The following is a 24,965-nucleotide window of genomic DNA, read 5'->3' as shown; positions in this document are numbered from 1 at the left end:
TGGCGGCCCTATTGGTCGAGAATGTACTTCACCGGGACGTGCCCCTTATCGAGGATCGTCTTGATCACGATGTAGCTGAAGTACTTCTCCACGCCGATGTTGCGCTCCAGGATGCCTTCCATGAGTTCCTGGTAACGCGCGACATTCTTGGTCACGAATTTCAGCAGGTAGTCGTACCCTCCGCTCACCAGATGGCACTCCTGGAGGGCCTCATAGCGCTTGATCTCGACCTCGAACTTGATGAAGTCCTCGCGGCGATGGTCGTTGAGCGTCACTTCGGTGAAGACGGTGATGTGGTCGACAAGCTTCGACAGTTGGATGCGGGCATTGTAGCTGACGACATAGCCCGCTTCCTCCAGACGTCGCAGGCGAGCAAGACAGGGGCTCGGGGACAGCCCCACCGCGTCCGCCAGGTCGACATTGGTCAACCTGGCGTTCTGCTGGAGCTGCGCGAGGATGTTGATGTCGATGCGATCAAGTCTCGGTGCGCCCGCCATTCCCGCGTCTCTCCCCTCGTGATCAGCCGCGAAGCGCTTCCTGATGCGCCTTCGCGAGATCGGCCATGCTGTTGAAGCGGAAATCATACTTGGGCATGTCGCCCGGGTGCATCGTCGCGCCGAACCCATCCTGGTCGTAGCGGCGATAGATCCAGCAGGATGCCAGGCTGTGCTTGTTCGCCGGTCCGTGGTCGTGGAACATGCTTTCGGCAGTGTGCAGGACCTCGTGCTTGCGGATACCGAGCGTCTCCAGCTTCTTGAGCATGTAGTCAAAGTTGCGATCGGACGGCTTGTAGGAGCCGATATCCTCGGCCGTGTAGATCGCGTCGAATTCGACCTGGAGCTTCGCGTTGCTGGCGGCGAAGCTCTCATTGTCGACGTTAGACAGGATCACGAGCTTGTAGTGCCGCTTGAGGTATTGGAGGGCGCCGGCGGAGTCGGTGAATGCCGGCCAGTTCTTGACCGACTGGCCATAGGCCACGCACTCGTCCCATGTCACGGCGAGACCCCATTCCTCGGCCAGTCGCTTGTAAACGATCGGCAGGAGGTCGCGATAAGTCTTCGCCGGCGTCTGCAACTGCTGCGACGACTCGTGGCGGGCGTGCGCTTCCAGCACCTGATCGCGCGTGAGGGGCGTCGCGAGCCGGCTGGTGAGCGGCTTTAGTCCCTCGAACATGCCCGTTTCCCAGTCGATCAGCGTTCCATAGCAGTCGAAGGTGAGCGCTTTGAAGTCTGTGAGTTTCATCGGTCTTGTCCTGTCTTTGAGGGAACGAAACGATGGTCGGCGCCTGAGGGCGGCGGCATGGCGATCGATGAAGTCTTGCCAGCAGCCCCGGTCGGCATCTCCTGTCTGTCCTCAATGTGCCGCGTGTTCCGCCGCAACAGCGAGAAAACCTGCAAGCGCAATCCGCAGCTCTTGCTGAATGCGACCGGTGAAACAGCGGCATCTGCCGCTCGCGTGCACTCGGGGCAGGGCGCTGCGGAACTCGAATTTATAAGCCGCTGCAACTGCTTGGCCCGGCCGGCGGCGTGCTTCTCCCACTGACGAGCGAGACGACGCCGCGGCAACGCAGCACGATGTGCTGGTCCGGCCTCATCGGGGTGATCGCAACGGGTTTGGGCTGGAAATGAACGCATCCCGGTCAGACCGTCTTGAGGAAGAGGGGCACCGCCAATTGCGCGTAGACCGAAAATCGCGATGCCGTTTCTTCCTCGAACTGCGCCGCTCTGCCGAGAATATTGATCGAGCCAACCGTTCGATCCAGCCAGCGCACCGGGATGTTCATCACGCTCTCGCAACCGATCGCCCACAGCGCCTCGTGGTCGAAGAAGACGTCCTTGATGTCCTGCCGGCTCCGGCCGACATAGCTTCTGCCTTCCAGGATCAGCCGCTCGGCCCACGGGCTGCTCGGCAGCGGTTTTGAGCCGCCGGTAGGGCTGACGTCCTCCCGGTTCGAGTAAAGACGCGACATGACCAGGTCGTCGTAGTCGAAGCGCAGGCAGGTGAAGAGCAGATGAGCGTGAAGTCCTGCGGAATGCTCTTCCAGGGCGGAAAAGATAGCCTTCTCGCTCGTCGCTTTCGTCAGCACGGCGAGAAAGGCCCGGATGTCGTCGTGCGCGATCATCGAACCCTCACTATCGGCTGGTTCTCGCCACCGAAGGGCTGGAAGAGATCGCCGGCTGTGACGTCGCGCAGGATCAGCATCAGGCCGAGGCCGACATCGTCCTTCACCCGCATCCGACGGGGAGGGGAGAACGCATCGCCGACGCCATTGATGAGCATGGGATCCGGATGCCCCTCGGGCCTGACGAGGCCCTTCAACCGTAGGAGACGGGTTCCGAAGAATCCGGCCAGATTCTCGATCCATTCGGAGATCGAGCTCCAGGAGGCATCCGGCTTCCATTCCGCGAAGGCTACCGTGATGCGCGAGGTCGTGGCAGCGATCGCAGAGAAACGAGCTGTCCCGGGGACAGATCGATCGCCCTGCGCCGAGAACGCCAAAAGCGCCCGCTCGCGAGGCTGATCCGTCAGGACCTGCGCCGCCAGGGGATTGAAGCCTTGAGCTTCGGCGGCGCAGCGGTTCCATTCCCGCTGGGAAAGCCGATCCAGCTTGGTCATCACGATCGTCTGCGCGGCCGCGAGCTGCGATGCATAGTGCAGAAGGAAGTTGTCGCCGACGAATGGGGCCGACGCGTCGAAGGTGGCGATGATTCGGACATCGAACGCGACTTGCCGGATCGCGCGCAGGGCGCGGATGATCGGGGCGGGTTCGGCGAGGCCGCTTGTTTCGAGAATGATCCGCCGCGGAGGTGCCAGATGCCGCTCCGCCCGGGCCAGCAGCAAGGCGTCGATCCCCTCCTGCAAATCACTGCCGAGGGAACAGCAGACGCAACCGCCATCGAGCGTGGCGAGAGCGAGATTTCGATGGTCGGCGCTGATCACCGCCCCGTCGATATTGACCTCGCCGGCATCGTTGACGAGGACGCCGGTGTCGGAGGTGTCCGCAAAGGAGAGATGGTCCGAGAGCAGCGTCGTCTTGCCGGATCCCAAAGGGCCCGTCAGCACGATGAACTCCGGCCGGTCCGTGGTGGGGGCAGGGCGATCCATCACGCCTCCTGCCGGGCTGCCGCAACCATCGCCTCGACGTCCGCGAGGAGTTCGGCCGGGTCATAGAGCAGGCCACCCTTGATCACGGTCTCGAGGCTGCGCTCCCAATCGACCGACTTCGTGGCGTCGTTCAGCCGCATCGTGCCGGTGCCGTAGAGCAGCTTGAAATCGTTCAGCGGATTGCTGCGGTGGATCAGGATGTCGGCGCGCTTGCCGATCTCGAGCGTCCCGGTATCCTGATCGATGCCCAGAAGCTCGGCGCCGCAGGCGGTGGCGGAACGCAGCACCTCAAGCGGGGTGAACCCGGCCTCCTGCAAGAGCTCCAGCTCCCGGACATAGCCGAAGCCGTAGGTCTGGAACATGAAGCCGGAATCGCTGCCGACGGCGATGCGCCCGCCGAGGTTCTTGTAGTCGTTGACGAAGCGCATCCAGAGACGGAACGTTTCCCGCCACTCGATCTCGTTCGTCGTCGACCAGCGATACCAATAGGCGCCGTGCCCGCCGCGCTGGGGCTGGAAATAGGCCCAGAGCGTCGGATCGGTAAAGCGCTCGTGCCAATCCGCCCGCCGCGTGCGCATCAGGTCGCGGTTGGCATCGTAGACGTTGAAGGTCGGCACGAAGCTGTGACGCGCTTCGAGGAAGCGCCCGAGCACCGTTTCCCACTTCGGCGAACCAGGACGGGCGGCCTGCATAAAAGTCTGGCCCGCCGCCGAAAAGCGCAGATATTCGTCGCCGTAATCGTAGTCCGGCGGAAAGGCTTGCAAGGTCCGGTTTTCGAGCAGCGTCTCGGGGATACCGTAGGAGTGTTCGGTGCTGCTGAGCCCCCAATCGGCCGTCTGGAGCGGGTTCATCCGGCCGACGGCGAGCTGTGCGTGATGGCAGCAACTTCGCAGGTCGTGCCGGGCACACTCTTCGAGCGCCGCCTTCATCAGTGCCGGCGGCGTCCCGAAGAACTTGACGCCGTCGGCACCGGCCGCCCTCACGGCGCGAACCCAGGCGGCCGCCTGTTCCGGCGTGTGCAAGCTCTTGACATAGTCGGTCGTCGCCGGGAACGGCGCGTAGGCCATGATCCGAGGCGCGTCGATCCGATGCTCCTCGGCCGCCGCCTTCTGCTGCAATGTCCAGGACAGCCCGTTGAAGCATCCGGTCTCGCGGACGGTGGTGACCCCGTGGCCGAGCCAGAGCTTGTAGATGTAGTCGGCCGACGGCTGCGGTCCATTCTTGGCATGGAACGGAGCGCCGATATGGGCATGGCAGTCGATGAAGCCCGGCGTGAGGAACTTCCTGGAGCAGTCGATGTCCAGAATATCCTCGGCGCGAGCTTCCTCGGGCAGCTTCGCCTTGCCGGTCTTGGCCAGGATCACGATGCGGCCGCTCTCGACAATCAGGTCGGCCGGGCCCCAGGGCGGGGCACCGGTTCCGTCGATAATGCGGGCGCCCGTCAGCTTGAGATAACGACGGGGCTCACGGCCACGAGATCTTTGGGTCGCCGCCGCCAAGCCGGGCATGCCCGACGCGGCGAACATGGCCGCGAATTCATCTCCCGGCGCGCTGGCGGCCGATGGCATCGTCATGATGGCATTCTCGCTTCGACGGGGCCGATAGCTGCTGCAGGTGTTGCTGCACCGGCGCTGAGTGAGCCCGATCGCTCGTTTCGGAGGCCGAAGACGCCTTGTGGCCGGAGCTGCATGATCACGATCAGCGCGACGGCGATCGCAAACTCCCTGAGCGAAGCGATCTGCACCGCGCTCAGGCCCGGAATGAACTCGGCGGCAAAACGCGAGGATTCCAGAATCGTCATCACCGCGAGGGAGCCGAAGACGGCGCCAACCAACCTGCTGTAGCCGCCCGCCGTCACCGCGAGGAAGATATAGATGGTGAGCTGCACGACGAAGTTGTCAGGCGAGATGTAGCTGGTGAAGTGGGCATAGAGGCCCCCGGCCAGGCCGAAAAGCGCGGCGCCGATACCGAAGGCCTGGCATTTCAGCCGCAGCACGTTCTTGCCTGCAACGGCGGCCACCTTCTCGTCGTCGCGAACGGCACGAAGGGCTCGGCCGAACGGGCTGCTGAGGACGCGGGCGAGCACCCAGACCACCAATGCGACGAGGGTCCAGGCCAAGGCGAAATAGAACCAGGGATAGAGCTCGCCGAGGGCGTGCTTGAATGGCGCCCGGATACCCGAGATGCCGTCGCTACCGTCCGTGAGCCAGCGCTCATTGAGCTCGACAAGACGCAGGCCCTCACCGAAGCCGAGCGTCACGATGGCGAGATAGTCGCCCCGAAGCGTTCGGGTCAGCAGGCAGAACCCCACGCCGATCGCAGCCGACAGAGCCGCGGCGGCGACCCAGCCAAGACCGATCGGCGCTCCCAGCTTTGTCAGCAGCACGGAACAATAGGCGCCAAGGCCGAAGAAGCCGACCAGGCCGAGATTGACCATGCCCGCCTGGCCCCAGCTCACGACGAGTCCAAGGGAGAGCAGGGCATAGATCGCCGTGATGGTCCCGATGAACAGAAGATAGGAGGTCATTTCCTGACTCCTGCCGCTCCGGCGAAGAGGCCTGTCGGCTTCACCAGAAGGATGAAGAGGATGGCAAGAAAGGCCGTGAGGGATTGATAGACCGGGGGCATGGCGATCATCGCGACCTCGCCCACGAGACCGATGATCAGGGCTCCCAGGACGGCCCCATAAAGGCTGGTCAATCCGCCGAGGACGCTCGCCGCGAAGATGATGAGGATCAGCCGCGAGCCGGTCGAGGGGTCGACGCTCGTATCGATCGCCAGCAGGGAACCGCCGATGCCGGCCAGCCCCATCCCGATGAACGTCGCGAGGTTCGACAGGTTGCGCGGCTCGATGCCCTTCAATCTGGCGAGGTCGGTGTTATCGGCGACGGCCCGCATCGCCTTGCCCCAGCGGGTGAGCGAGAAGAATGCGGCGAGCGCGACGGCGATGACGAGTGCGGTGACGAGATTGCGAAGCTGCTGGGGGCCGACGCTCAGCCCCCAAACCTGGACGTTGCGTTCGATCGGAAGATCGAAGCTGTTCAGATCGCTCCCGAAGAGAAAGCGGAGTGCATTCTCGATCGCAAGGTTGAGCGCGATCGAGACGACCGCCAGCATCAAGGCGGTATGGGCCCCTGATTGGCGCCGAATGGGAGCGAGCGCGAGACGGTCGGTCGCAACGCCCAGGATACCCGGGACCATGAATGCAAAGAGCAGCATCAGGACCGGCGACCACCCCAGATGGGCGCCTGCGTACCAGGCGGCATACGCGCCGACGGTCATCTGCGCGGCGACGCTGAAGTTGACGAAACCCTGCACGGAGAAGATCAACGTCAGACCGAGCGCCGGCAGCGCGATCAGCGCTCCCAGCACGAGGCCGTTCAGCACATATTGTGCGATTTCGGTGAACACGGCTCGCTCGCCCGAATTCGCTCAGGCAACCTTCAGAAGGGACATCTTCCCCTTCTGAACCTGCTCATATCGGAAGAAGACGCCTTCGACGTCGCCATTGGCGGCGAATTCGAGCGGACCGCTCGGGCCGTCATAGTTGATCGGCTTCTTGTCTGCGATGAGCTTCAGCGCCTTGGCGACGTCGCTGACCTTTTCACCCTTCGCATCTTGCGAGATTGCCCTGACGGTGTCGCGCACCGCCGTGCCGCTCGGCGACGCGACCGCAGCCTGAGCCAGCGCCAAGGCGGTCAGCACAACATGGTCGTAGACCTGGCACGAATAGCTATCGAGGGCCGGCCGCCCCATCTTGCCGATGAGCGTCTTGTAGGCCGTCGAATCCTCGGATGCCGATGGTACGAGCGATGCGGTCCCTTCCGACACCTCGTGGGGGACACCGTCGGCCAGAACCTGATTCACCCCGAAGGAGAATCCGATCTTCTTGCCGCCGAAGCCGGCGCGATAGAGGTCCTTGAGAACGACGGAGGTATCGGGCACGTAGCCGCCGAGCACGATGACATCGGGGTTCGTCCGCAGCGCCTGGTCGATCTCGGTGCGATAGCTGGCCCGCTTGTCCTCGTAGATCAGCCCCTGTCCGGATCCACCCGCATCCTTGAACAGCTTCGAGATGATATCGATGTAGGACTGGGCGAAGGGCGTCTGCGGCCCGAGGAAGAACATCTTCCTGGCGCCGAGTTCCAGCGCGTACCGACCAACCCGGGTGCCTTGCAGCGTCACGGTGGGAGACGTGCGGAAGATGTAGCCGTTGTGCGGCGTCTTGGTGATGCTGTCCGCGCCCGAAGACGTGAAGAGCGCCGTTTTGCTCTCGTAGCACAGGGGCGCGATCGCGGAGGTTACGGCCGAAGCGTAAGAGCCGCCGATCGAGACGACCTTGTCGACGTCGATCAGCTTGCGCGCCGCACGAACGGCAGCCTCCGGGTTGCTCTGGTCGTCCTCGATCAGAACCTGGATCGGCCGGCCCGCCACACCCCCGGCAGCATTGATATCGCTCTCGGCGATCTTTGCGGCGGCGCTCATCGTCGCGCCGAACTGGCTGGTCGCTCCGGTCAGGGGGATGACGATCCCGATCTTGATCGGTTGCGCGCCCTGGGCCAGCACTGCCCGCGGCCAAAAGGTGGCGAGGGAGCCGGCGCCCGCGGCGCCGACCAGGAAATCACGGCGGTCAAACTTGCTCGTGACGATCCCCTTGTTCTGTTTTGTGCTTTGCGCCCTGGCCATGTTCGCGGCGGCCAAGGAACAGGTGACGCACCTCATCGTCCGCTAGCAGCGACGAAGCGGTGTCCTCGCGGGCCTTCCGCCCAGCGACCAGGGCAAGGCCCTTTGTTCCGTATTCGAGAGCCAGGAGAGCGTTCTGCTCGACCATCAGCACCGCGAGGCCCGACTTCGCCAGGCCGCGGACGAGTTCGAAGACTTCGTCGGCGGCTGCTGGCGAAAGCCCGGCGGTGGGCTCGTCGAGGAGGAGGACGCTTGGGCTGGTCATGAGCGCGACGCCCATGGCGAGCACCTGACGCTGGCCGCCCGACAGGTTGCCGGCCTTGTCGCGGAGCTTGGTCTTCAGGAGCGGGAAGCGCGATAGCTGCTCGTCGATCCGGTCCTTCAAACCCTTTCGAATGAGATACCCGCCCATCTCCAGGTTTTCGCGGATCGTCAGGCTTGCGAAGACGTTCCGCTCCTGCGGAACGAAACTCATCCCGCTCTTGCAAGCCGCCTGCGCGTTCCCGGGTTGAAGACACTTGCCTTGCAGGCTGATCTCGCCCGATGTCGGTCTCAGAAGACCGGCCACGAGTTTCAGGAATGTCGATTTTCCCGCCCCGTTCGGGCCGATGATGACGGTCAGATCACCGGCTCGGACATCCAGGTCGATGCCTTTGACGATTTCCTCGGCGTTGGGATAGCCGCCTCGAATTCCACGGACAGCAAGGTCGGTCATTGGCGACGCATCCCCAGGTAGCTTTCCTGTACGTCACGGTTTCCAGCGATTTCTGAGAAGCTGCCGCGCGTCAGGAAGCGACCGCTCGCCATGACGATGACCTCGTCGCAAAGGCGCTCGATCAGCTCCATTTCGTGCTCGATAAGGACGATCGATATCCCGCTCTTCCTGATCTCGACGAGATGGTCGGCGATTTCCTGGACCAGCGTCGGGTTCACGCCCGCCATGGGCTCGTCGAGCAGGATCATCTTCGGCTTCGCGAGCAGAACCCGGCCTATTTCCAGCAGCTTCTTCTGGCCGCCGGAAAGGCGCGTCACGAGGTTGTCGAGGACATGCGCGAGCTTGAGCCGTCGCGCCATGTCCAGCGCTTCTTCGCGAAGCGCCTCCTCTTGCCTACGTGCCTCGCGATTGCCGAGGAGGGCGCCGAGAAGTCCTTCTCCGCGTTGGCGTGGGCCATACAGCATGAGGTGTTCGAAAACCGTCATGTTCTCGCAGCCACGTGCGAGCTGAAACGAGCGGACCAGACCCGCGCGCGAGATATCCTGAGGCTCCTCCCGGGAAATGTCGCGACCGCAAAAACGGACCTTTCCGGTCGCCCCCGGCGTCAGCCCCGAGATGCAATTGAACAAGGTCGTCTTGCCGGCGCCATTGGGGCCGATCAGTCCGGTGGTAATGCCCGGCTGGATTGCAAAGGAGGCGCCGTCGAGCGCGCGGATGCCTCCGAAATGGATCGAGAGATCAGCGATCTCCAACTGCGCGTGTGTCATGGCTGTCCAATGTCGCGGTTCCCCGAGGGCTTCGACGAAGCTCGTCGGCCCTTCATCTGCTCGAAACCGCATGGCGGCTCGGCTCTTATCGTCCTGGGACGCTATGACACCTATACGCTTAATGCTATAGGTGTCGAACACTTAAGTGTTCGGGCGGCATTCCGGCTCGGATCACCCGCGTGGAGGTCGTCGTGATGGACGTGGATTATCGGGAGGCGTTCGAGAATGCGCCGGTCGGCCTGGCGGTCGGCAGGAACCGGACTATCGTGGCCGGGAACCACGAGTTCGCCAGAATCTTTCGAGGCTCGATCGCCGATATGGTCGGCGCGACCTTCGAGCGGCTCTACCCGACCCAGACGGACTATGAGGAGACGGGCGCCCGAGTCGGCGAGCGTTTGGCCAGCGAACGCAGCTACACGGATGACCGTGTCATGCGCCGGCTCGACGGCGATCTGTTCTGGGTTCGGGTCAGCGGCTTCACCTACACTCCGGAACATGCGCACGCGCATACCCTCTGGGTCTTCTCGGAGCTCGACAGGGCTCAGCCATCAGGTCAGTCGTTGAGGACGACTCTGACCCCCAGGGAGCGGGATATTGCAACCTTGCTCATCGATGGGAGGACCGGGAAAGAAGTGGCGAAGGCGCTGGATATCAGTCCGCGCACGGTGGACATCTACCGAGCCCGCTTGCTCAGGAAATATAACGCCAAGAACACCCAGGCTCTCGTCGAACTACTCCTGCGCGGGTGAAAGAGGACACCAGCAGATCGGCTGCCGTGACGGCATATCGTCCAAGCGCCCAGCGTCGTTGCCCTGCAGCATAGGCCTGCTATGGGTTGCGGCATGATCGCGCTCATCAGGTTCTTCCGCACGCGCCTGAGCCCGCCCTAGCGCCGGCTTCCCTCATCCGCCGCCGCTTGCACGCGGCCGTTCTTGATTGCCCGGAGGCTGCGACCGTCCGGAGCGGGAAGCTTTGTCATGACCATTTCTCATCTGCGGAGCGAATGGGCTTCGAACATCACGCGCGAGCTCCTTGCCGGCACCGTCGTCGCGCTTGCTCTGATCCCGGAAGCGATCGCCTTCTCGATCATCGCCGGCGTCGATCCGAAGGTCGGGCTCTACGCCTCTTTCTGCATCGCCGTCATCACCGCCATCGCCGGCGGGCGCCCGGCCATGATCTCTGCCGCGACCGGCGCGATGGCCCTGGTGATGACCACGCTGGTGAAGGAGCACGGCCTCGATTACTTGCTGGCGGCGACGCTGCTGACCGGTGTCTTCCAGATCATCGCCGGCAGCCTGAAGCTCGGGAACCTGATGCGCTTCGTCTCGCGCTCGGTCGTGACCGGCTTCGTCAATGCGCTCGCCATCCTGATCTTCCTGGCACAGATGCCCGAACTGCTCGGGCGCGGCCCCGTCGTCTATGCCATGACCGCCGCCGGCCTCGCGATCATCTACCTGCTGCCGCGCTTGACCCGGGCGGTGCCGTCGCCGCTGGTGACGATCGTGCTGATGACCGGGATATCGATGTATTTCGGGTTGGGCATCCGCACCGTCGGCGACATGGGCGCATTGCCCAGCGAATTGCCGTTCTTCGCGCTGCCGCAGGTCCCACTCACCTTCGAGACGCTGAAGATCATCACGCCCTATGCGCTGACGCTCGCCATGGTCGGCCTGCTCGAAAGCCTGATGACGGCGGCGATCGTCGACGAGATGACCGACACGACCTCCGATAAGAACCGCGAATGCGCCGGCCAGGGCCTCGCCAACATCGTGGCCGGCTGCTTCGGCGGCATGGCCGGCTGCGCGATGATCGGGCAGTCGGTCATCAACGTCTCGTCGGGCGGCCGCGGGCGCCTCTCGACCTTCTGGGCCGGCGGCTTCCTGCTGTTCCTGATCGTCGTGCTCGGGCCCTATGTCGCGCAGATCCCGATGGCAGCACTCGTCGCGGTGATGATCATGGTGTCGATCAACACATTCCAGTGGCGCTCGCTGAAGACGCTGCTGATCCATCCGAAAAGCTCCAGCTTCGTCATGCTGGGCACGGTCGCTGTCGTCGTCGCCACGCATGATCTCGCCAAGGGCGTGCTCTTCGGCGTCGTGCTGAGCGGACTGTTCTTCGCGCACAAGGTCACGCGCTTCTTCGCGGTGGCCTCGGAGCGCGCGGGTGGGAAGCGCATCTATCGCGTCAGCGGTCAGATCTTCTTCGCCACCGCCGAGGCCTTCCATGCCGCCTTCGACTTCCGCGAGGAGGAGGTCAGACACGTCGTCATCGACCTCGGCGCCGCGCATTTCTGGGACATCACGGCCATCAACGCGCTCGACCGCGTCGTGCTCAAGTTCCGGCACAACGACATCGCCGTCGAGGTCGTCGGCATGAACCAGGCGACAGCAACCATGGTCGAGCGCCTGGCGGTCCATGACAAGGGGGAAGGGCAGGTCGTGGCCGGCCACAGCGGCGGCCTTACGGCGACAGCCGCAAGAGCTTGGCTGACGGGGAGGCGCCACAACCTCATATCGCCACTTTCCTGGGAGCGGACGCGAGCGGCTCTGGCACGAGATGCCGGCTCTTGAGGCTCCGATTCTAGCGGAGTTTGGCGATACCGATGCCGTCGCGTTTTGCGCGGTCCTTGATGGATTCCTCGCTACGAGTCATCGCTTTCGCAATCGCCTTCAAGGCCATGCCCTTTCCAGCCAGCAATTTCAGCTTCTGGAGCTCCTCGGAGGTCCAGGGTTGGCGGTGCCGTTCAAATCGCTCGGTCATAATCCGCTCCTGCGTTGCGCTCACATTTGAGGAGCCGACCTATAGCAACAATAGCGATGAAATTGACCGATATCTGCCGAGACCAACCACCAGGTCGCGCCAGCTGCGGACGTTGAGCATCTGCCAGAGAGCGGAGCTGACGTTTCGCGACGCTGGTCCGGCGCCATGTTGACCTAGCGAGCCGCCAAGCCGCACAGCCACACCGAATGCACGTCGTCGGCGTCGAGGACGCCAACGCGTCGCCGGCGACAACGTCGATGGGAGCCCGGTTCGCCCCTTTGAGATGCTCGACGATCGGCGTGAATGCCCCCTCTGATCATTTGGCGACGCTCGGCATATGTGCCAGCCTCGTTCTGAATGAAGAGCCGGAAAAGCGCTCAAGTTGCGGCAGGTGCGAACAAATGACGGAAGCAAGGGCTTCCCGACTGACAGAGCGCATCCGTCAACGGTCCAAGCTCTGACCGGCACGAGCATCGCCTGTTGAGTCCGCCGATCGCTCCAGGACCTGACGTCATCTCTTCTGGTAAGGATGGAAAATGTAGTCCTTGGCCTTCACCTTCACATGACAAACGTGGCCGCAGTCTGAGGGGCTGGAATCGGCTGTGAAAGTGTCCGATGCGGCCTCGTAGTTGAACAAGGCGTACCCCCAGCCGCCGCTGTCCGGAAAGCGCTTGCTGTCCTTCTCGATGACGAAAGCTTGAGAAAAGGTATCGGGCACATCGACGATGAACGGCGCCTCTGTGCTCCTCTTCGGCTTCCATTGGAGTTTCGCGATCTTGGAGCCGTCAGGGAACGGCTGTCCATTGCCTGGAATCCCTGCCTTGTAGGCGTCGATCATGATCGGGTTGGCGACGATGACCTTCAGCACCTCGTCGGTGCGAGCCGAGGAAACGACCGACCAATCCTCGTAACCCCTGAAGTCGGAGAAGGCGATTCCGCTCGGCGACTGCAACGAATACTTATCCTGTGCGGATAGGGCGACGCCTCCGAGAATGATCATCGCGGCCGAGCCCGCGGCAAGCGTCAGCTGACTCTGGAGCTTCATGATTGATCCTCCCTGATGTCGATGACCTGCGTGAGGATTTAGGGTGCGCGCGGCGGCCCTGCTTGTCGACAGAAGACGCGCGGCCGAGCAAGGAACAGTCTCCGCCGGCCTTCTTGTTCGGTCGCCTAGCCCGCCTCCTTCAGCAACTTGCTATCTGCGGGCATCTTGCGGAGCCGCTTGCCCGTGGCGGCAAATATAGCGTTGGCGATGGCGGGAACGATTGCGGACGTGCCATTTTCGCCGATGCCGCCCGGCAGTTCGGCGTTCTTGACGATATGGACTTCGACGACCGGCGCTTCGTTGATCCGCATGATCTGATAGGTGTCGAAGTTGGCTTGTTCGACGCGGCCCTGCTTCAGTGTGATTTCCCCGTAAAGCGCCGCCGTCGCGCCGAAAATCGCTCCGCCCTGGAGCTGTGCCTCGACCGTGTCCGGGTTGACGACGATTCCACAGTCGATCGCGCAGACGACCCGGCGAACGCGCACAGCGCCATCCGAAGCGACCTGAACCTCAGCTACGGTCGCCAGGTAGCTGCCGAAGGCGTGCTGCAACGCGATGCCTCGACCAGTGCGCTGGGGCAGGGCTTGGCCCCAGCCCGCCTTCTCTGCGGCTAGGTCAAGGACAGCCATTGCCCGCGGCGACTTGCCGAGGAGCGAGCGGCGGAATGCGACTGCGTCCTGTTTGGCTGCCGCAGCCATCTCGTCGACAAAGCTCTCGGTGACGAAGACATTGTGCGAGGGGCCGACGCTGCGCCAGAAGGCCGTTGGAATGCCCGGCGGTTCCCGCCGGACGAACTCGACATGGAAATTCGGCAGGTCGTAAGGCAGGTCGATTGCAGCCTCCGTCGAATCGGGATCGAGCCCGTTCTGGAAAGCCGGCGGCAGCCAGCGGGCGATGACGGAGGGGCCCGCGAACCGGTTGATCCAGGCGACCGGCCGACCTTTTTCATCAAGGCCAGCGGAAATCCTGTCGAGCCAGTACGGTCGATACATGTCGTGCTGGATGTCTTCCTCGCGCGTCCACACGACCTTGACCGGGCCGTTGACCTGTTTGGCGATCTCGACGGCGCGAACCGCTCCATCGGCCTCCAGCCGTCGTCCGAAGCCGCCGCCGATCAGGTGATTATGGACAATCACCCGATCCAAAGGCAGACCCGCAGCCTTCGCAGCCATCGCCTGAACCCGCGCCACCGCCTGGGTGCCGAGCCAGATCTCGCATGTATCCTTGCGCAGATAGACCGTGCAGTTCATCGGCTCCATCGTGGCGTGAGCCAGGAACGGAAGTTGATAGACCGCGTCGATCCTAGTGGCGGCCTGCGCCATGGCGCTATCAGCATCACCGATATTTTGCGCCACCGTGCCGGGGGCGCGAACCGCCTGCTCGAGGTCCTGCGCGATCGCTTCCGTGGTGAGCGACGCGTTCGGACCGTCGTCCCATTCGATCTTGAGCGCGGCCAAGCCCTTTTTCGCAGCGCCCATATGGTCTGCGACAACCGCCACCGCGTCGTCGAGCCGGACGATCTGACGGACGCCCTTGACGGCCTTGGCTGCGGTATCATCGACACGCTTCAGGCGACCTCCGAACACCGGCGATTGTGCGAGGGTCGCGAACTTGACCCCCGACGGGCGCGCATCGATGCCGTAGAGGGCCGTGCCATTGACCTTCGCCGGCGTATCAAGCCGATTGGCGCGCGAGCCGATCAGCTTGAACGCATCCGGTGATTTGAGAGCGACGCTGGTGGGAATTGGGAGTTTCGCGGCTTCCGCAGCCAATTCGCCGTATTTGAGGCGGCGCTGGCTGGGCTGATGGATCACTTCGCCATTCTCGGCGCGGCATGACGTCGCCTCGACGCCCCAACGCTTTGCCGCCGCTGCGACCAGCATCATTCGGGCTGTGGCTCCTGCCTCGCGCAACGGCTTCCATGCACCTCGCACAGCGTTGGAATTGCCGGTCGCCTGCACGCCGAGCAGAGGGTTGGCGTAGAGCTTTTCATTGGGGGGCGCGTGCTCGAGGCTGACGTCCTTGAGGCTCACCTCAAGTTCTTCGGCAATCAGCATCGGGATCGCGGTGTAGGTACCCTGGCCCATCTCGACATAGGGCATGGTCAGGACAACGCGCCCGTCGTTGCCGATCCGCACGAAGGCGTTGGGCGTGAACGAAGCAGGGCTGGCGGCCTCGCTGCGGCCAACTGGGAGGTTGAGACCCAAGATCAAGCCGCCTCCAACTGCGGCACTTGCCGCGAGGAAGCCTCGCCGCGACGGGGGGCGGTCGCATGTGGTGGTTGGGTTGCGATCCCGGATCATCATCGCCTCCCTAGCCGCCAGTGCCGGCTGCGAGCTTGATCGCCTCGCGGATGCGCGGATAAGTGCCGCAACGGCAGATATTGCCGCTCATGGCGTCATCGATATCGGCATCGCTCGGGTGAGGGTTCTGCGTCAGCAGCGCTGTGGCCGACATGATCTGTCCGGATTGGCAGTAGCCACATTGCACGACTTCTCGGTCGAGCCAGGCCTTCTGGATCTTCGCCCCGACCGGTGTCATGCCGATGGCCTCGATCGTCGTCACCTGCGACTGACCGATGCTGTCGATCGGGGTGACGCAGGAGCGCGTGGCGACGCCGTCAATATGAACGGTGCAGGCGCCGCATAATGCGGCTCCGCAACCGAACTTCGTTCCAGTCATGCCGAGAACGTCCCGCAAGACCCATAGAAGCGGCGTGTCGTCATCAACGTCGACGCGATGAGTCTTGCCGTTGATCCTGAGCGTGAAGGGCATGGATTTCTCCCTGTCAATCGGCTCGTCCTGGAACAGTGAACCGGAGAGCGCGCCGCATCAAACGTATTTGTCGGCTTCGACGGACGGCGTCCGCGAAGGCCTGTGGCGCCGCTTGAGGGAAGTTGTGACCGATACCGCCAGGGATGTCCCGATGCGAATACTTACCCGGGAACATCTAGGCGCAGGCGCAAAAATCCGGGTGGAGAGCCATTGAGCTCTCTTCTCAAGCTGCGAGCGCACGGCGGCCCGCATCACAGCCGCCATCGTCGTGGCGAAGGACCTCTCGCCGCCGATCGCCGGCCCCGGCACGGCGAGCTTGCCGCCGGCCCGCTCCAGCGGCTTGAGATTGGCGGTCAGTCGCCCTGTCCATCGCGCGCCAGCATCTGGTGACTGCGGATACTTCTTGATGCCGGCCCGATCGCGAGCGCGGTGCCGGACGGATTCAAGCGGCTGACCGCCGCAAGACCGCGTGGCCGGCGCAAACGGCCACTCTCCTCGGCTCTTCTCATCAAGAATTGGCCGGCCGCCAGCTAGGTGGCCAAGCGACCGCTGCAATTTGGGTGGCTTTCGCAACTCCCAAGCTTGATGCCTTACTTAGGGTCCGTTACCGATGGATGTCTGAGAATCGTTGCAACGTGCTGCGGCGAAGTCATTTCTTTTTGCTTGCGATTTGCCGTCGACCTTTCGGCGGACCCGAGCACATTCCGTTCGAGGCTGCCAGTTGTTGGCCGCCACACCGGTAAGCACGGGGAACTGAGGATACGCCGATGCCTACGCCTGCGCTGCATTTTTGCCTGACTGGCAAGAGGAATGAAATTGTCGTTCGAACTTGGCCTGTGCGGGCCACGGCCCTTCTCTCAGGAGTCGCACTGCTAACCTTGGTCGCCGCCAGTCCAACTTTGGCAGGCGGCGGTGCTGGCGGCACAGGGGGGGCCGGACCAGGTGGCACTGGTGGCGTCAACAGTGCGATCGGAAACGGAACCGCGGGCAGTGGCAGCAGTGTCGCGGGAACGGGCACAGTTAACGGCGGCGGCGGCGCCGGCGGTGGCGCAGGTATTACCGGTGGCGCTGGCGGTCGTGGTGCCGCAAGCGCGCTTGGCACTGGCGGTGTGGGAGGCGCAAGCCCCGGAGCAGACGGTACAAACGGCTCCAACGGCTCAACGCAGGGCGCAGGCGGCGGCGGCGGTGGTGCCCATGGAGCGGTCGGGGCGGCCCTTCCTGTCATTGATGCGAAGGGCGGCAACGGCGGAAACGGGGGAGCTTCGACCGGCGGCGGCGGAGGAGGCGGCGCCGGCGGTTACGGCGCGGTTGTTACCGGAGCTGGCGTAACTGGCACCTACAGCGTCAATATCACCGGCGGCAATGGCGGCGCCGGAGGCAACGGCGGTGGCGTGTCCCAGAAGGGTAGTGGAGGCAGCGGCGGAATCGGGCTGCTGTTCACCAGCGGTGTTGGTGATCTCACCTTCAACGGGGATGTCAAAGGCGGTAACGGCGGCGGCATGGGCAATGGACCCGGCGGCGCGGCGGGCGAGGGGGGAACGGGCATCGCCCTGGGTACGGCTGGGGTCGTCACGATCAATGGATCGGTTGCCGGCGGAACCGGCGGCGGAGCCGGGACCGGAGCGGGCGGAGTTGCCGGGGCCGGCGGTGTCGGCATCACCGCGACCAGCGCGCAACTGGTCGTTTCGTCTTCCGGTTCTGTTGCTGGGGGAGTTGGTGGCGATGGGACCCAGGCGAATGCGATCACCTTTACCAGCGGCGCAAACAGCCTCGAACTCCACGGCGGAGCGACGATCGGTGGTGTTGTGCAGGGCGGTAGCGGCACCGACACGCTGATCCTTGGCGGCTCAACCAATGCGACATTCGACGCTTCACAGTTCGGGGGAAGTGGTCAGTTCCGAAGCTTTGAGGCCTTCTCTAAAGCTGGGACAAGCACCTGGACGTTGACGAATAGCACGACCGGCACGACGCCGTGGGTTGTGACTGGCGGCGCGCTCGCTATCAGCACCGACGGTGCGTTAGGCGCAGTGGCTGGCGGACTGACGCTGTCGGGCGGGGCGCTGGCGACGACTGCCGATATTACAACGGCTCGTGGCATCACGCTGGGCGTGGGAGGGGGCACCTTCTCGCCAGATGCCGGTACAACACTCACCTTGAATGGAAACATTTCCGGCAGTGGCAGCCTCACCGCAAACGGGGCGGGAAAAGTCACGTTGACCGGGATGAATAGCTATACCGGCGCCACCACCATCACTCCCGGCACCACGCTCGCGCTGTCCGGGCAGGGGCGCGTCAACGCCTCTAGCGGCGTCGAGGTGAACGGCACATTCGATGTTACCGCTGCTGCATCCGCTCAGATAAAGGCGCTGACCGGCGCGGCGACGGGCACGGTGCAGCTTGGCGCGGCCGGGTTGATCGTGAACAACGCTTCCGGAACCTTCGCTGGCGCGCTGCACGGATCCGGCGGCCTGCAAATTACGGGCGGCACACAGGTTCTCTCTGGCGCCAGTGACTTCACGGGAGGGGCGGGCATCTCTGCGGGGGCAACACTGCGCATCGGCAATGGCGGCACCACGGGCTCGATTACCAGCGACGTCACCAACTATGGAACGCTCGTATTCGATCGCTCGAACGAGATGACTTACGCCGGAGTTGTGACCGGACCGAATACGGGAGCGATCTCGATTACCGGTGGCGGCAAGATCATCCTGACCGGCACGAGCAGTTCGCGGGCTCCCGTGACCATCGATGCAGGTAGCACGCTTCAGCTCGGAACTGGCGGCACTTCTGGCTGGCTTGGCGGCACCGGAGCCTATGTCGGCTCGATCAACAATAATGGTTCGCTGGTCTACAATCGATCGAACAACGTCTCCTATGCCGGTGTCATTTCAGGAGGCGGCAGCGTCGAGCAGGTTGGGCCGGGCACGCTGACCTTGAGCGGAACGCATACCTATACGGGCGCGACGTCCATCACTGGCGGCACGCTCGTCGTTAACGGCTCAATCGCTTCCTCCTCGGGGCTTACGATTGGGGCGGCCGGGCGCTTGAGCGGCTCGGGCCAGGTTCCAGGCGTCGTCATCACCGGAACCCTCGCTCCGGGCAATTCACCGGGTAGGATGACGGTCAACGGCAATCTGACCCTGACCGCCGGCTCGGTATACGAGGCCGAGATCCAGGGCGCGGTATCGGACCGCGTCAACGTCACTGGCACGGCGGCGCTTGCTGGCACGCTGAAGATCATTCCGCTCGGTGGCGCCTATTCCTTCAACAGCCCCTACACGCTGCTGTCGGCGGCAGCGGGACGCACCGGCACCTTCAGTCCCGTCAACACGACGGGAAGCTTCGGCGATGGCGTCACCACGACAGTGAACTACACCGCCACCGACGTACAACTGACGCTCGCTCCGAAGCCGCTGGTGCCGATCGTCGAGAATCCGACGGCACCGGCGCCCACCTCGCCCCGTCTCGGCGTCGTCGCCCCGGCCAACGCCTTTGCGATCGCGTCGGTGATCGATCGGGCGGTTGCAGCCGGGGGCGACCCGTCCTCGCTGTTCGGGATCTACAACCTGCCGGCGGCGGCGATCCCGGCCGCGGTCAACCAACTCTCTGGCGAAATCCACACCGCGGCGCCGGCGCTGGCAAACGTCGCGGCCGATCAGTTCCTGCGCGCCATGCTCGATCCGATGGCGGCGGGCAGGCTTGGCCTCGCTGCGCCCGGTCCAGGAGCGGCGGCCTTCTCGGGGTTGGTGCGTAAGGGTGCTGATGAGCCCGCGGCGCCGGCGAGGCTCGATGCACCGATCTATTCGGTTTGGGGCTCGGCCTTCGGCTCCTACGGTCGCACCGACGGGGATGCGGCGATTGGCTCGGCCCGGCGCACGATCGACGACGCCCATATCGCGACCGGTATCGACGTTCGGCTGATGCCCGGCACTGTCGCCGGCCTTGCGATCGCAGGGGGCAAGGCTCGGGCTTCACTGCCCGGACTGGTCGGCAAGATCGACGCGGATGTCTTCCAGGCCGGCGTCTACGGCGTCACGCAACTCGGTCCGGTCAAGCTTGGTGCCGCAGCGAGCTATGCCCGGCTCGACAACGACGTCAGCCGCGGCATCCCGGCACTCGGTAGCAGCCTGTCGTCATCCTACGAGACCACAGCCTGGAGCGGACGCCTGCAGGCAAGCGTAGCGGCCTTCAGCTGGAGCGGGTTCAGCCTCTCGCCGCTCGCCGCCATCCAGGCCACGCAGGCGCGCAATCCGGCGGTACTGGAGGCAAACTGGAGCGGCGCCAGCGCCGGCGCGCTCGCCGTCGGCAAACGCAATGAGGTGACGTCGCGCAGCGAACTCGGCCTGCAGCTCGATGCGGACGGCGTCTTCGGCGGCATGCCGGTCACGGGATATGTTCGCGCTGCTTGGGCGCATTATCTCCAGCGCGATGCCGACCTGACTGCGAGCTTCGTGGGCCTCCCTGGCTTGGCCTTCGCCGCGACCGGAGCCAAAGTCGACCGCAACAGCGCGCTGGTCGCCGCCGGCATCAGCGCCAAACTCAGCGAGCGCGTCTCGCTTGGCCTCAACCTCGACGGCGAACTTGCCTCGAGCGGCAGCCGCCTCGGCGGATCGGCCCAGATCAGGGTCAGCTTCTGAGGCTCGTCGATGGTTTAGCCGGTCCAACCGGCTCAGCTCTCATCTGGCCCGGTCTCCGAAAGGGGGCCGGGCCATTTTGTGCTCATGCGCTGCGGCCCAGCAGTCCGCCCGTCACTCTTCCCCCAAACGGGTTCGTCAGCAATTGACCCATGCGATATTACGGCCGAAAACCGTCTGTTTCTTTAAATTTGCCCTGATAGCCTAAGTTTACGCAGCGTTTCGATCGTGATCGACGTATTATTTGCGGTGTCCCTAGCCCTTGATGCTTGGCAAATCAGAGATCTGCTCCTCGGGTTCATTGCAGCAGGCTTGGTTTGGGCGCATCTGATCGGGAGAGAAGACCGAATTCTATGGCCGCGTCAGCTCCGGCTGGCCGGGCCATTTTCGTTGGCGCCAAGCGCCCTGAGCCAGGACAGCATCTGTAGTCCGATCGCGAGCGTGGGAACGGTCAGTGGTGCGTCAGGATGGTGCGGGCTTCCGAGTCGACATCATCTTTGATCGAATTGGCAACGAGGAGGGTGGTCTCACCACCCCGAAGGCCTAAGCGGAGCATCAGCAAGCTCTGCTTCGTTTCTGAGACGGACCAAAAGACCTGCCAAGACGTCCTCGATCGCGTCTCAATCGGCGTCGGCGAGGAATCGGTCGAGGCAATCCGTTCCATGACGACGATGCGCAGCTTCGTACAGTCAGTCGGTCGATTGCTGACAAATGGGAGCTTCGCGTCGAACGGGCGAGCGATCCCTTGAGGGTATCGAGCCAAATCAACGCCCGGAATGTAGGCGCAAAGTTAGAATGTCTCACCGTGGCAAACTAGGAATGTCACACTCCTCCGCCGTGACGTGCGTTGGAGTCTGGCATGGGCTGGGTGGAGATGAGCGAACGGGAGCTTCGCCGCGCTGAGGTGCTGGCATCGGTCTTTGCGGGCCGATTGACGATGACCGCGGCAGCCGACCTCATGGACGTGACGCGGCGCCAGGCGCATCGTCTGGCGCGACAGTTTGCGGATCACGGTGCGGCGGGCCTGCGCCATCGCGCTCGCGGGCGACCCTCCAACCGTTTGCTGGGACCGCATGTTCGCCAGATGGCCATGGCCTATGTCACCGAGAGCTATCGGGATTTTGGGCCGACCTTTGCCAGCCAGATGCTTCTTGAACGCCACGGCTTGAGCGTTTCCCGGGAGACGCTGCGCAAGTGGATGAGCGAGGAAGGTCTCTGGCTTTCGCGCAAGCAGCGGCGTCAGTTTCATCAGCCACGGCTTCGTCGCGACCATTTTGGCGAGCTGGTTCAGATCGACGGCAGCGAGCATCGTTGGTTCGAGGATCGTGGCCCGCGCTGCACGCTGATCGTATTCATCGACGATGCGACGGGGCGCCTGGTCGGGCTTCGTTTCGTCCCATCAGAGAGCGCCTTTGCGTATTTTGAGACGTTGAAGGGCTATCTGACGAGCCACGGACGCCCCCTCGCCTTTTATTCCGACAAGCATTCCATCTTCCGGGTGTCGAAGCCGCAGGCTCAAGGCGGTCAGGGCATGACCCAGTTCGGCCGAGCACTGAGCGAACTGAACATCGAGATCCTGTGTGCGAACTCGAGCCAGGCCAAAGGGCGGGTGGAACGCGTGAACCGCACGCTGCAGGACCGCCTCGCGAAAGAGTTGCGGCTCGAAGGAATCTCGACGATCGAGGCGGCAAACGCCTATCTTCCTGCCTTCATGGCGCGCTTCAACGAGCGCTTTGCGACGGCGGCGGCGCGGCCGGAGAATCTCCATCGTCCGCTGGAGCGGGCGCCCGGACAGCTCGACACGATTCTGGCCTGGCGGGAACAGCGCTATGTCACGCAACAGCTGGCGCTTTCCTATGACAGCAAGCGGATCATTCTGGATGAGACGCCGCTGACGACTGGGCTGGTCGGCAAATACGTCGAGACCTACGAGTATCCTGATGGTCGGCTCGAGGTGCGCTGGAAAGGCATCGCTCTGCCTCATCGCGTGTTCGACAAGAAGCAGCGTGTGACGCACACCGCAATTGTCGAGAACAAGCGGCTTTCGGAAGCTCTTGCGTGGGTGAAGGCTCGCCAGGATGAGATCCGACCGGTGCGAACCAAGACGAACAGCGAAGCCGGCGGCTACATCCCGCGCCCGAAAGGACGCCGAGGACCGATCTCTTTCGCCGATCGCCACGCCGCGGCGAAAAAAGCCAATCGCACCGCCTCTGCCGGCGCTGCTGCGAAACATGGGCTCTCCGCAGCCCCGGCAGAGGCTCCGTAGCGCCCTGTGACATTTCTAACTTGCTGCAACCTGAGACATTTCAATCCGGTTGCAACAGCTCTTGCTGCCGGGAGCGACGTCCCCTGTCGTCGTCGCGTGCCCTCCCGGACGATCAAACGTCGTCCACGCCACAGAGCTCTGTCTGCCCGCGCGAGGCCTGTCGCCGACCTTCACTAGGACTTCGGGAGCGCGCGGGTTCCGGCTGTCGCAAAAAAGCGACGAAGACCTCTTCCGCGTGACCTCACAGCCCCCAATGGCACGATGCGGAAACGGGATGCCCGGTTCGCGGCGGGCGGCGGCGACCAGCGCCGCCGCCCTCGACAAGGCGATGTCACACGAGCGTGATGGCATCGTATCCCAGCGCGTTGTTGATGTCGTCGATCGACGTGAACGTGCCGCCGCCCGAAACACCGTCGATCTGGATGGTGCCGAAGCCGAAATCGAGAACGACGCTGGGGCCGGAATCGTCCACCGTCACCTCGACAGTCGCCGGGTCGGCAACATCGACTTCGATGACGTCCTCGTCCCCCGCATTGAGGTCGGTGACTTCGTCATCGCCAAACGGAGTGTCAGCACCGTCACCGAAATGGAAGGTGTCGGTGCCTGCGCCGCCCGTCAGCAGATCATCGCCAGCGTCGCCGTATAGGTTATCGGCGCCGTTTCCGCCGTCGAGCTCGTCGTTACCCTCGCCGCCATGGAGCTCGTCGCTGCCGGCGTCACCCTTGATCTCGTCGTCTCCGGCGTCGCCCCAGAGGGTGTCGTTTCCGGCCCCGCCAGTCAGGGCGTCGTTGCCGTCACCGCCGTGGCCCGTGTCGTTGCCGTCCCCGCCACTCAGCTCATCGTCGCCGGCGTCGCCATTCAGCGTATCCGCATCCGCTCCGCCGCTCAGCGTATCATCGCCGTCGCCGCCATTGAGCGTATCCAGACCGGCTCCGCCCTCCAGTGTGTCGTCGCCATCGCCACCGCCCATGGTGTCGTCGCCATCGCCGCCGTCCATGACGTCGTCGCCGGCGTTGCCCTCCATGATATCGGCGCCCGCATCGCCGCTCATCGTATCGTTGCCGGCGTTGCCGTTCATGACGTCATTGCCGTCGCCGCCATTCAGCGTATCGTTCCCGATACCGCCGTTCATGACGTCGTCACCGGCATCGCCGTTCAAGGTGTCGTTGCCGGCGCCGCCGTCCATCGTGTCGACCCCGGCCCCGCCGTTCAGCGTGTCGGCACCTGCCGCCCCGTTGAGGATATCGTCGCCATCACCGCCATCGACGGTATCGTTGCCGGCGCCGCCATTGAGGGTATCGTTCCCGGCATCCCCGGACAGGGTATCGTCCCCGGCGTTGCCGTTGATGACGTCGTCGCCATCACCGCCGCCGATCGTGTCGTTTCCGGCATCGCCGGACAGGGTGTCGTTGCCCTCGCCGCCGAGAATATTGTCGTCGCCGGCGCCACCGCTGACGGTATCGTCACCGGCATCGCCGGCCAGGATGTCGTTGCCGGCATTGCCGTTGACGACGTCGTCACCGTCGCCGCCGCTGATCGTGTCGTTGCCGGCATCGCCATCGAGCGTATCAGTGCCGACGCCGCCGAGAATATCGTCGTCACCAGCTCCGCCGCTGACGAAATCGTTGCCGCCGTCCGCGTCGATCGAGTCATTGCCGGCGAAGCCGTGAATAATGTCGTCACCGCTCGTATCCGGAGGGGGGATGATGTCGTCGCCGGGTGTACCATTGATAATCGCCATGGCAGTTCTCCCTGCTGCAGAGCCCCTCGCATAGGCACGCGCCCGCCCATGCGCGGTCTTGCGCAGGGTATCGATCGTCACGGATCGAGAAATTTGCGAAGGTGGCGAAAGCTAGGAAGATGCAGGGGGCCGGCGCAATCCCCATTTGGAGACAAAAGCCGTCGAGGCCAACGCTATTCCAGGCTCACTTCCCAAGTCTAACTGGCTTAATCTATGGGAATTCGAGCGCTCAACGCTGCTATTTGCGCGGCAATCAATGCAAATATTCGCCGAATGGATTCGGCCCAGCTATCGAGGCAAGCGCACCGACGCCGCCGGTAAGTCCGGCATCCCCGGATCGCTGACACTTGCAGGTGGTCATCGCCTCAAACCGTTTCTGTCACCAAATGGGGATTATGCCGGAGGATAAGCTTCCCTAGCGTCGCCTCTCCGCTTTCGGGCCGCCCTTCCATGGCTGCAAAGCGGCACCGGCCA

19 protein-coding genes and 1 pseudogene are annotated in these 24,965 nt (G+C 63.7%); 5 read left to right on the top strand and 15 right to left on the bottom strand.

All coding sequences use genetic code 11. The features are described 5' to 3' along the window. Nucleotides 1–8: 8 nt before the first annotated feature. Entirely contained in the window at nt 9–497 is a 489-nt protein-coding gene (locus AB4Z16_RS21395) for an Lrp/AsnC family transcriptional regulator (RefSeq protein WP_441513362.1), read from the bottom strand. 22 nt (nt 498–519) lie between these two features. Further along, a complete protein-coding gene (locus tag AB4Z16_RS21390; protein ID WP_441513361.1) occupies nt 520–1,242 on the bottom strand; it encodes a haloacid dehalogenase type II in 723 nt (240 codons plus the stop codon). 57 nt (nt 1,243–1,299) lie between these two features. Here AB4Z16_RS21390 and AB4Z16_RS21385 point away from each other — a divergent pair, with 57 nt between their 5' ends. After that, nucleotides 1,300–1,542, top strand: a complete 243-nt coding sequence (locus tag AB4Z16_RS21385; RefSeq protein WP_441513360.1) for a hypothetical protein — start codon at nt 1,300–1,302, stop codon at nt 1,540–1,542. A 97-nt stretch (nt 1,543–1,639) separates the two neighbouring features. Here AB4Z16_RS21385 and AB4Z16_RS21380 read toward each other — a convergent pair whose 3' ends face one another. Genes AB4Z16_RS21380 through AB4Z16_RS21345 form a run of 8 tightly spaced genes read right to left on the bottom strand, consistent with a single transcriptional unit; the run spans nt 1,640 to nt 9,411 of the window. After that, the gene (locus AB4Z16_RS21380; protein ID WP_441513359.1) at nt 1,640–2,122 is read right to left on the bottom strand and encodes a GAF domain-containing protein; all 483 of its coding nucleotides are present in this window, start codon (nt 2,120–2,122) and stop codon (nt 1,640–1,642) included. Continuing rightward, nucleotides 2,119–3,105: a CobW family GTP-binding protein gene (locus tag AB4Z16_RS21375; protein ID WP_441513358.1), complete on the bottom strand. Its 987-nt coding sequence runs from the start codon at nt 3,103–3,105 to the stop codon at nt 2,119–2,121. Before AB4Z16_RS21375 ends, AB4Z16_RS21380 begins: the two co-directional genes overlap by 4 nt. Further along, nucleotides 3,105–4,679: an amidohydrolase family protein gene (locus tag AB4Z16_RS21370; RefSeq protein ID WP_441513357.1), complete on the bottom strand. Its 1,575-nt coding sequence runs from the start codon at nt 4,677–4,679 to the stop codon at nt 3,105–3,107. The genes AB4Z16_RS21375 and AB4Z16_RS21370 overlap by 1 nt, the downstream gene beginning before the upstream one ends. Continuing rightward, the gene (locus AB4Z16_RS21365; protein ID WP_441513356.1) at nt 4,676–5,632 is read right to left on the bottom strand and encodes a branched-chain amino acid ABC transporter permease; all 957 of its coding nucleotides are present in this window, start codon (nt 5,630–5,632) and stop codon (nt 4,676–4,678) included. Before AB4Z16_RS21365 ends, AB4Z16_RS21370 begins: the two co-directional genes overlap by 4 nt. Further along, on the bottom strand, nt 5,629–6,516 hold the full coding sequence (locus AB4Z16_RS21360; protein ID WP_441513355.1) for a branched-chain amino acid ABC transporter permease: 888 nt from the start codon (nt 6,514–6,516) through the stop codon (nt 5,629–5,631). Before AB4Z16_RS21360 ends, AB4Z16_RS21365 begins: the two co-directional genes overlap by 4 nt. A gap of 21 nt (nt 6,517–6,537) precedes the next feature. Next, entirely contained in the window at nt 6,538–7,791 is a 1,254-nt protein-coding gene (locus tag AB4Z16_RS21355) for an ABC transporter substrate-binding protein (protein ID WP_441513354.1), read from the bottom strand. Beyond that, nucleotides 7,736–8,503 (bottom strand): ABC transporter ATP-binding protein, encoded by a 768-nt coding sequence (locus AB4Z16_RS21350; protein ID WP_441513353.1) that lies wholly within the window; start codon nt 8,501–8,503, stop codon nt 7,736–7,738. Before AB4Z16_RS21350 ends, AB4Z16_RS21355 begins: the two co-directional genes overlap by 56 nt. Further along, complete coding sequence (locus AB4Z16_RS21345; protein WP_441513352.1) at nt 8,500–9,411, bottom strand: ABC transporter ATP-binding protein; 912 nt, start codon at nt 9,409–9,411, stop codon at nt 8,500–8,502. The genes AB4Z16_RS21350 and AB4Z16_RS21345 overlap by 4 nt, the downstream gene beginning before the upstream one ends. A 38-nt stretch (nt 9,412–9,449) precedes the next feature. Between AB4Z16_RS21345 and AB4Z16_RS21340 the strand changes: the two genes are divergently transcribed. Together AB4Z16_RS21340 and AB4Z16_RS21335 are read left to right on the top strand one after the other, a co-directional pair. Further along, the gene (locus AB4Z16_RS21340; RefSeq protein ID WP_441513351.1) at nt 9,450–10,019 is read left to right on the top strand and encodes a helix-turn-helix transcriptional regulator; all 570 of its coding nucleotides are present in this window, start codon (nt 9,450–9,452) and stop codon (nt 10,017–10,019) included. 228 nt (nt 10,020–10,247) lie between these two features. After that, nucleotides 10,248–11,720: pseudogene (locus AB4Z16_RS21335) on the top strand (SulP family inorganic anion transporter); the annotation flags it as partial. 130 nt (nt 11,721–11,850) lie between these two features. Here the strand turns inward: AB4Z16_RS21335 and AB4Z16_RS21330 are convergent. The 4 genes from AB4Z16_RS21330 to AB4Z16_RS21315 form a co-directional block, all read right to left on the bottom strand. Continuing rightward, a complete protein-coding gene (locus AB4Z16_RS21330; protein ID WP_441513350.1) occupies nt 11,851–12,030 on the bottom strand; it encodes a hypothetical protein in 180 nt (59 codons plus the stop codon). A gap of 511 nt (nt 12,031–12,541) precedes the next feature. Beyond that, nucleotides 12,542–13,075, bottom strand: coding sequence for a cytochrome P460 family protein (locus AB4Z16_RS21325; RefSeq protein ID WP_441513349.1), 534 nt, complete (start codon nt 13,073–13,075; stop codon nt 12,542–12,544). 125 nt (nt 13,076–13,200) lie between these two features. Next, nucleotides 13,201–15,378, bottom strand: coding sequence for a xanthine dehydrogenase family protein molybdopterin-binding subunit (locus AB4Z16_RS21320; protein ID WP_441513348.1), 2,178 nt, complete (start codon nt 15,376–15,378; stop codon nt 13,201–13,203). 10 nt (nt 15,379–15,388) lie between these two features. Further along, nucleotides 15,389–15,850 (bottom strand): (2Fe-2S)-binding protein, encoded by a 462-nt coding sequence (locus AB4Z16_RS21315; RefSeq protein ID WP_441513347.1) that lies wholly within the window; start codon nt 15,848–15,850, stop codon nt 15,389–15,391. 878 nt (nt 15,851–16,728) lie between these two features. Between AB4Z16_RS21315 and AB4Z16_RS21310 the strand changes: the two genes are divergently transcribed. Together AB4Z16_RS21310 and AB4Z16_RS21305 are read left to right on the top strand one after the other, a co-directional pair. Continuing rightward, a complete protein-coding gene (locus AB4Z16_RS21310) occupies nt 16,729–20,487 on the top strand; it encodes an autotransporter domain-containing protein (protein WP_441513346.1) in 3,759 nt (1,252 codons plus the stop codon). An 856-nt stretch (nt 20,488–21,343) separates the two neighbouring features. After that, a complete protein-coding gene (locus AB4Z16_RS21305) occupies nt 21,344–22,750 on the top strand; it encodes an ISNCY family transposase (protein WP_441513345.1) in 1,407 nt (468 codons plus the stop codon). 331 nt (nt 22,751–23,081) lie between these two features. Here the strand turns inward: AB4Z16_RS21305 and AB4Z16_RS21300 are convergent, their stop codons facing one another. Beyond that, a complete protein-coding gene (locus tag AB4Z16_RS21300; protein WP_441513344.1) occupies nt 23,082–24,491 on the bottom strand; it encodes a calcium-binding protein in 1,410 nt (469 codons plus the stop codon). Nucleotides 24,492–24,965: the final 474 nt, after the last annotated feature.

The organism is Allobosea sp. TAF32, from assembly GCF_052113585.1.
In the GTDB taxonomy this organism is placed as follows: Bacteria; Pseudomonadota; Alphaproteobacteria; order Rhizobiales; family Beijerinckiaceae; genus Allobosea.
This window is presented reverse-complemented; position numbering and strand designations above follow the sequence as displayed.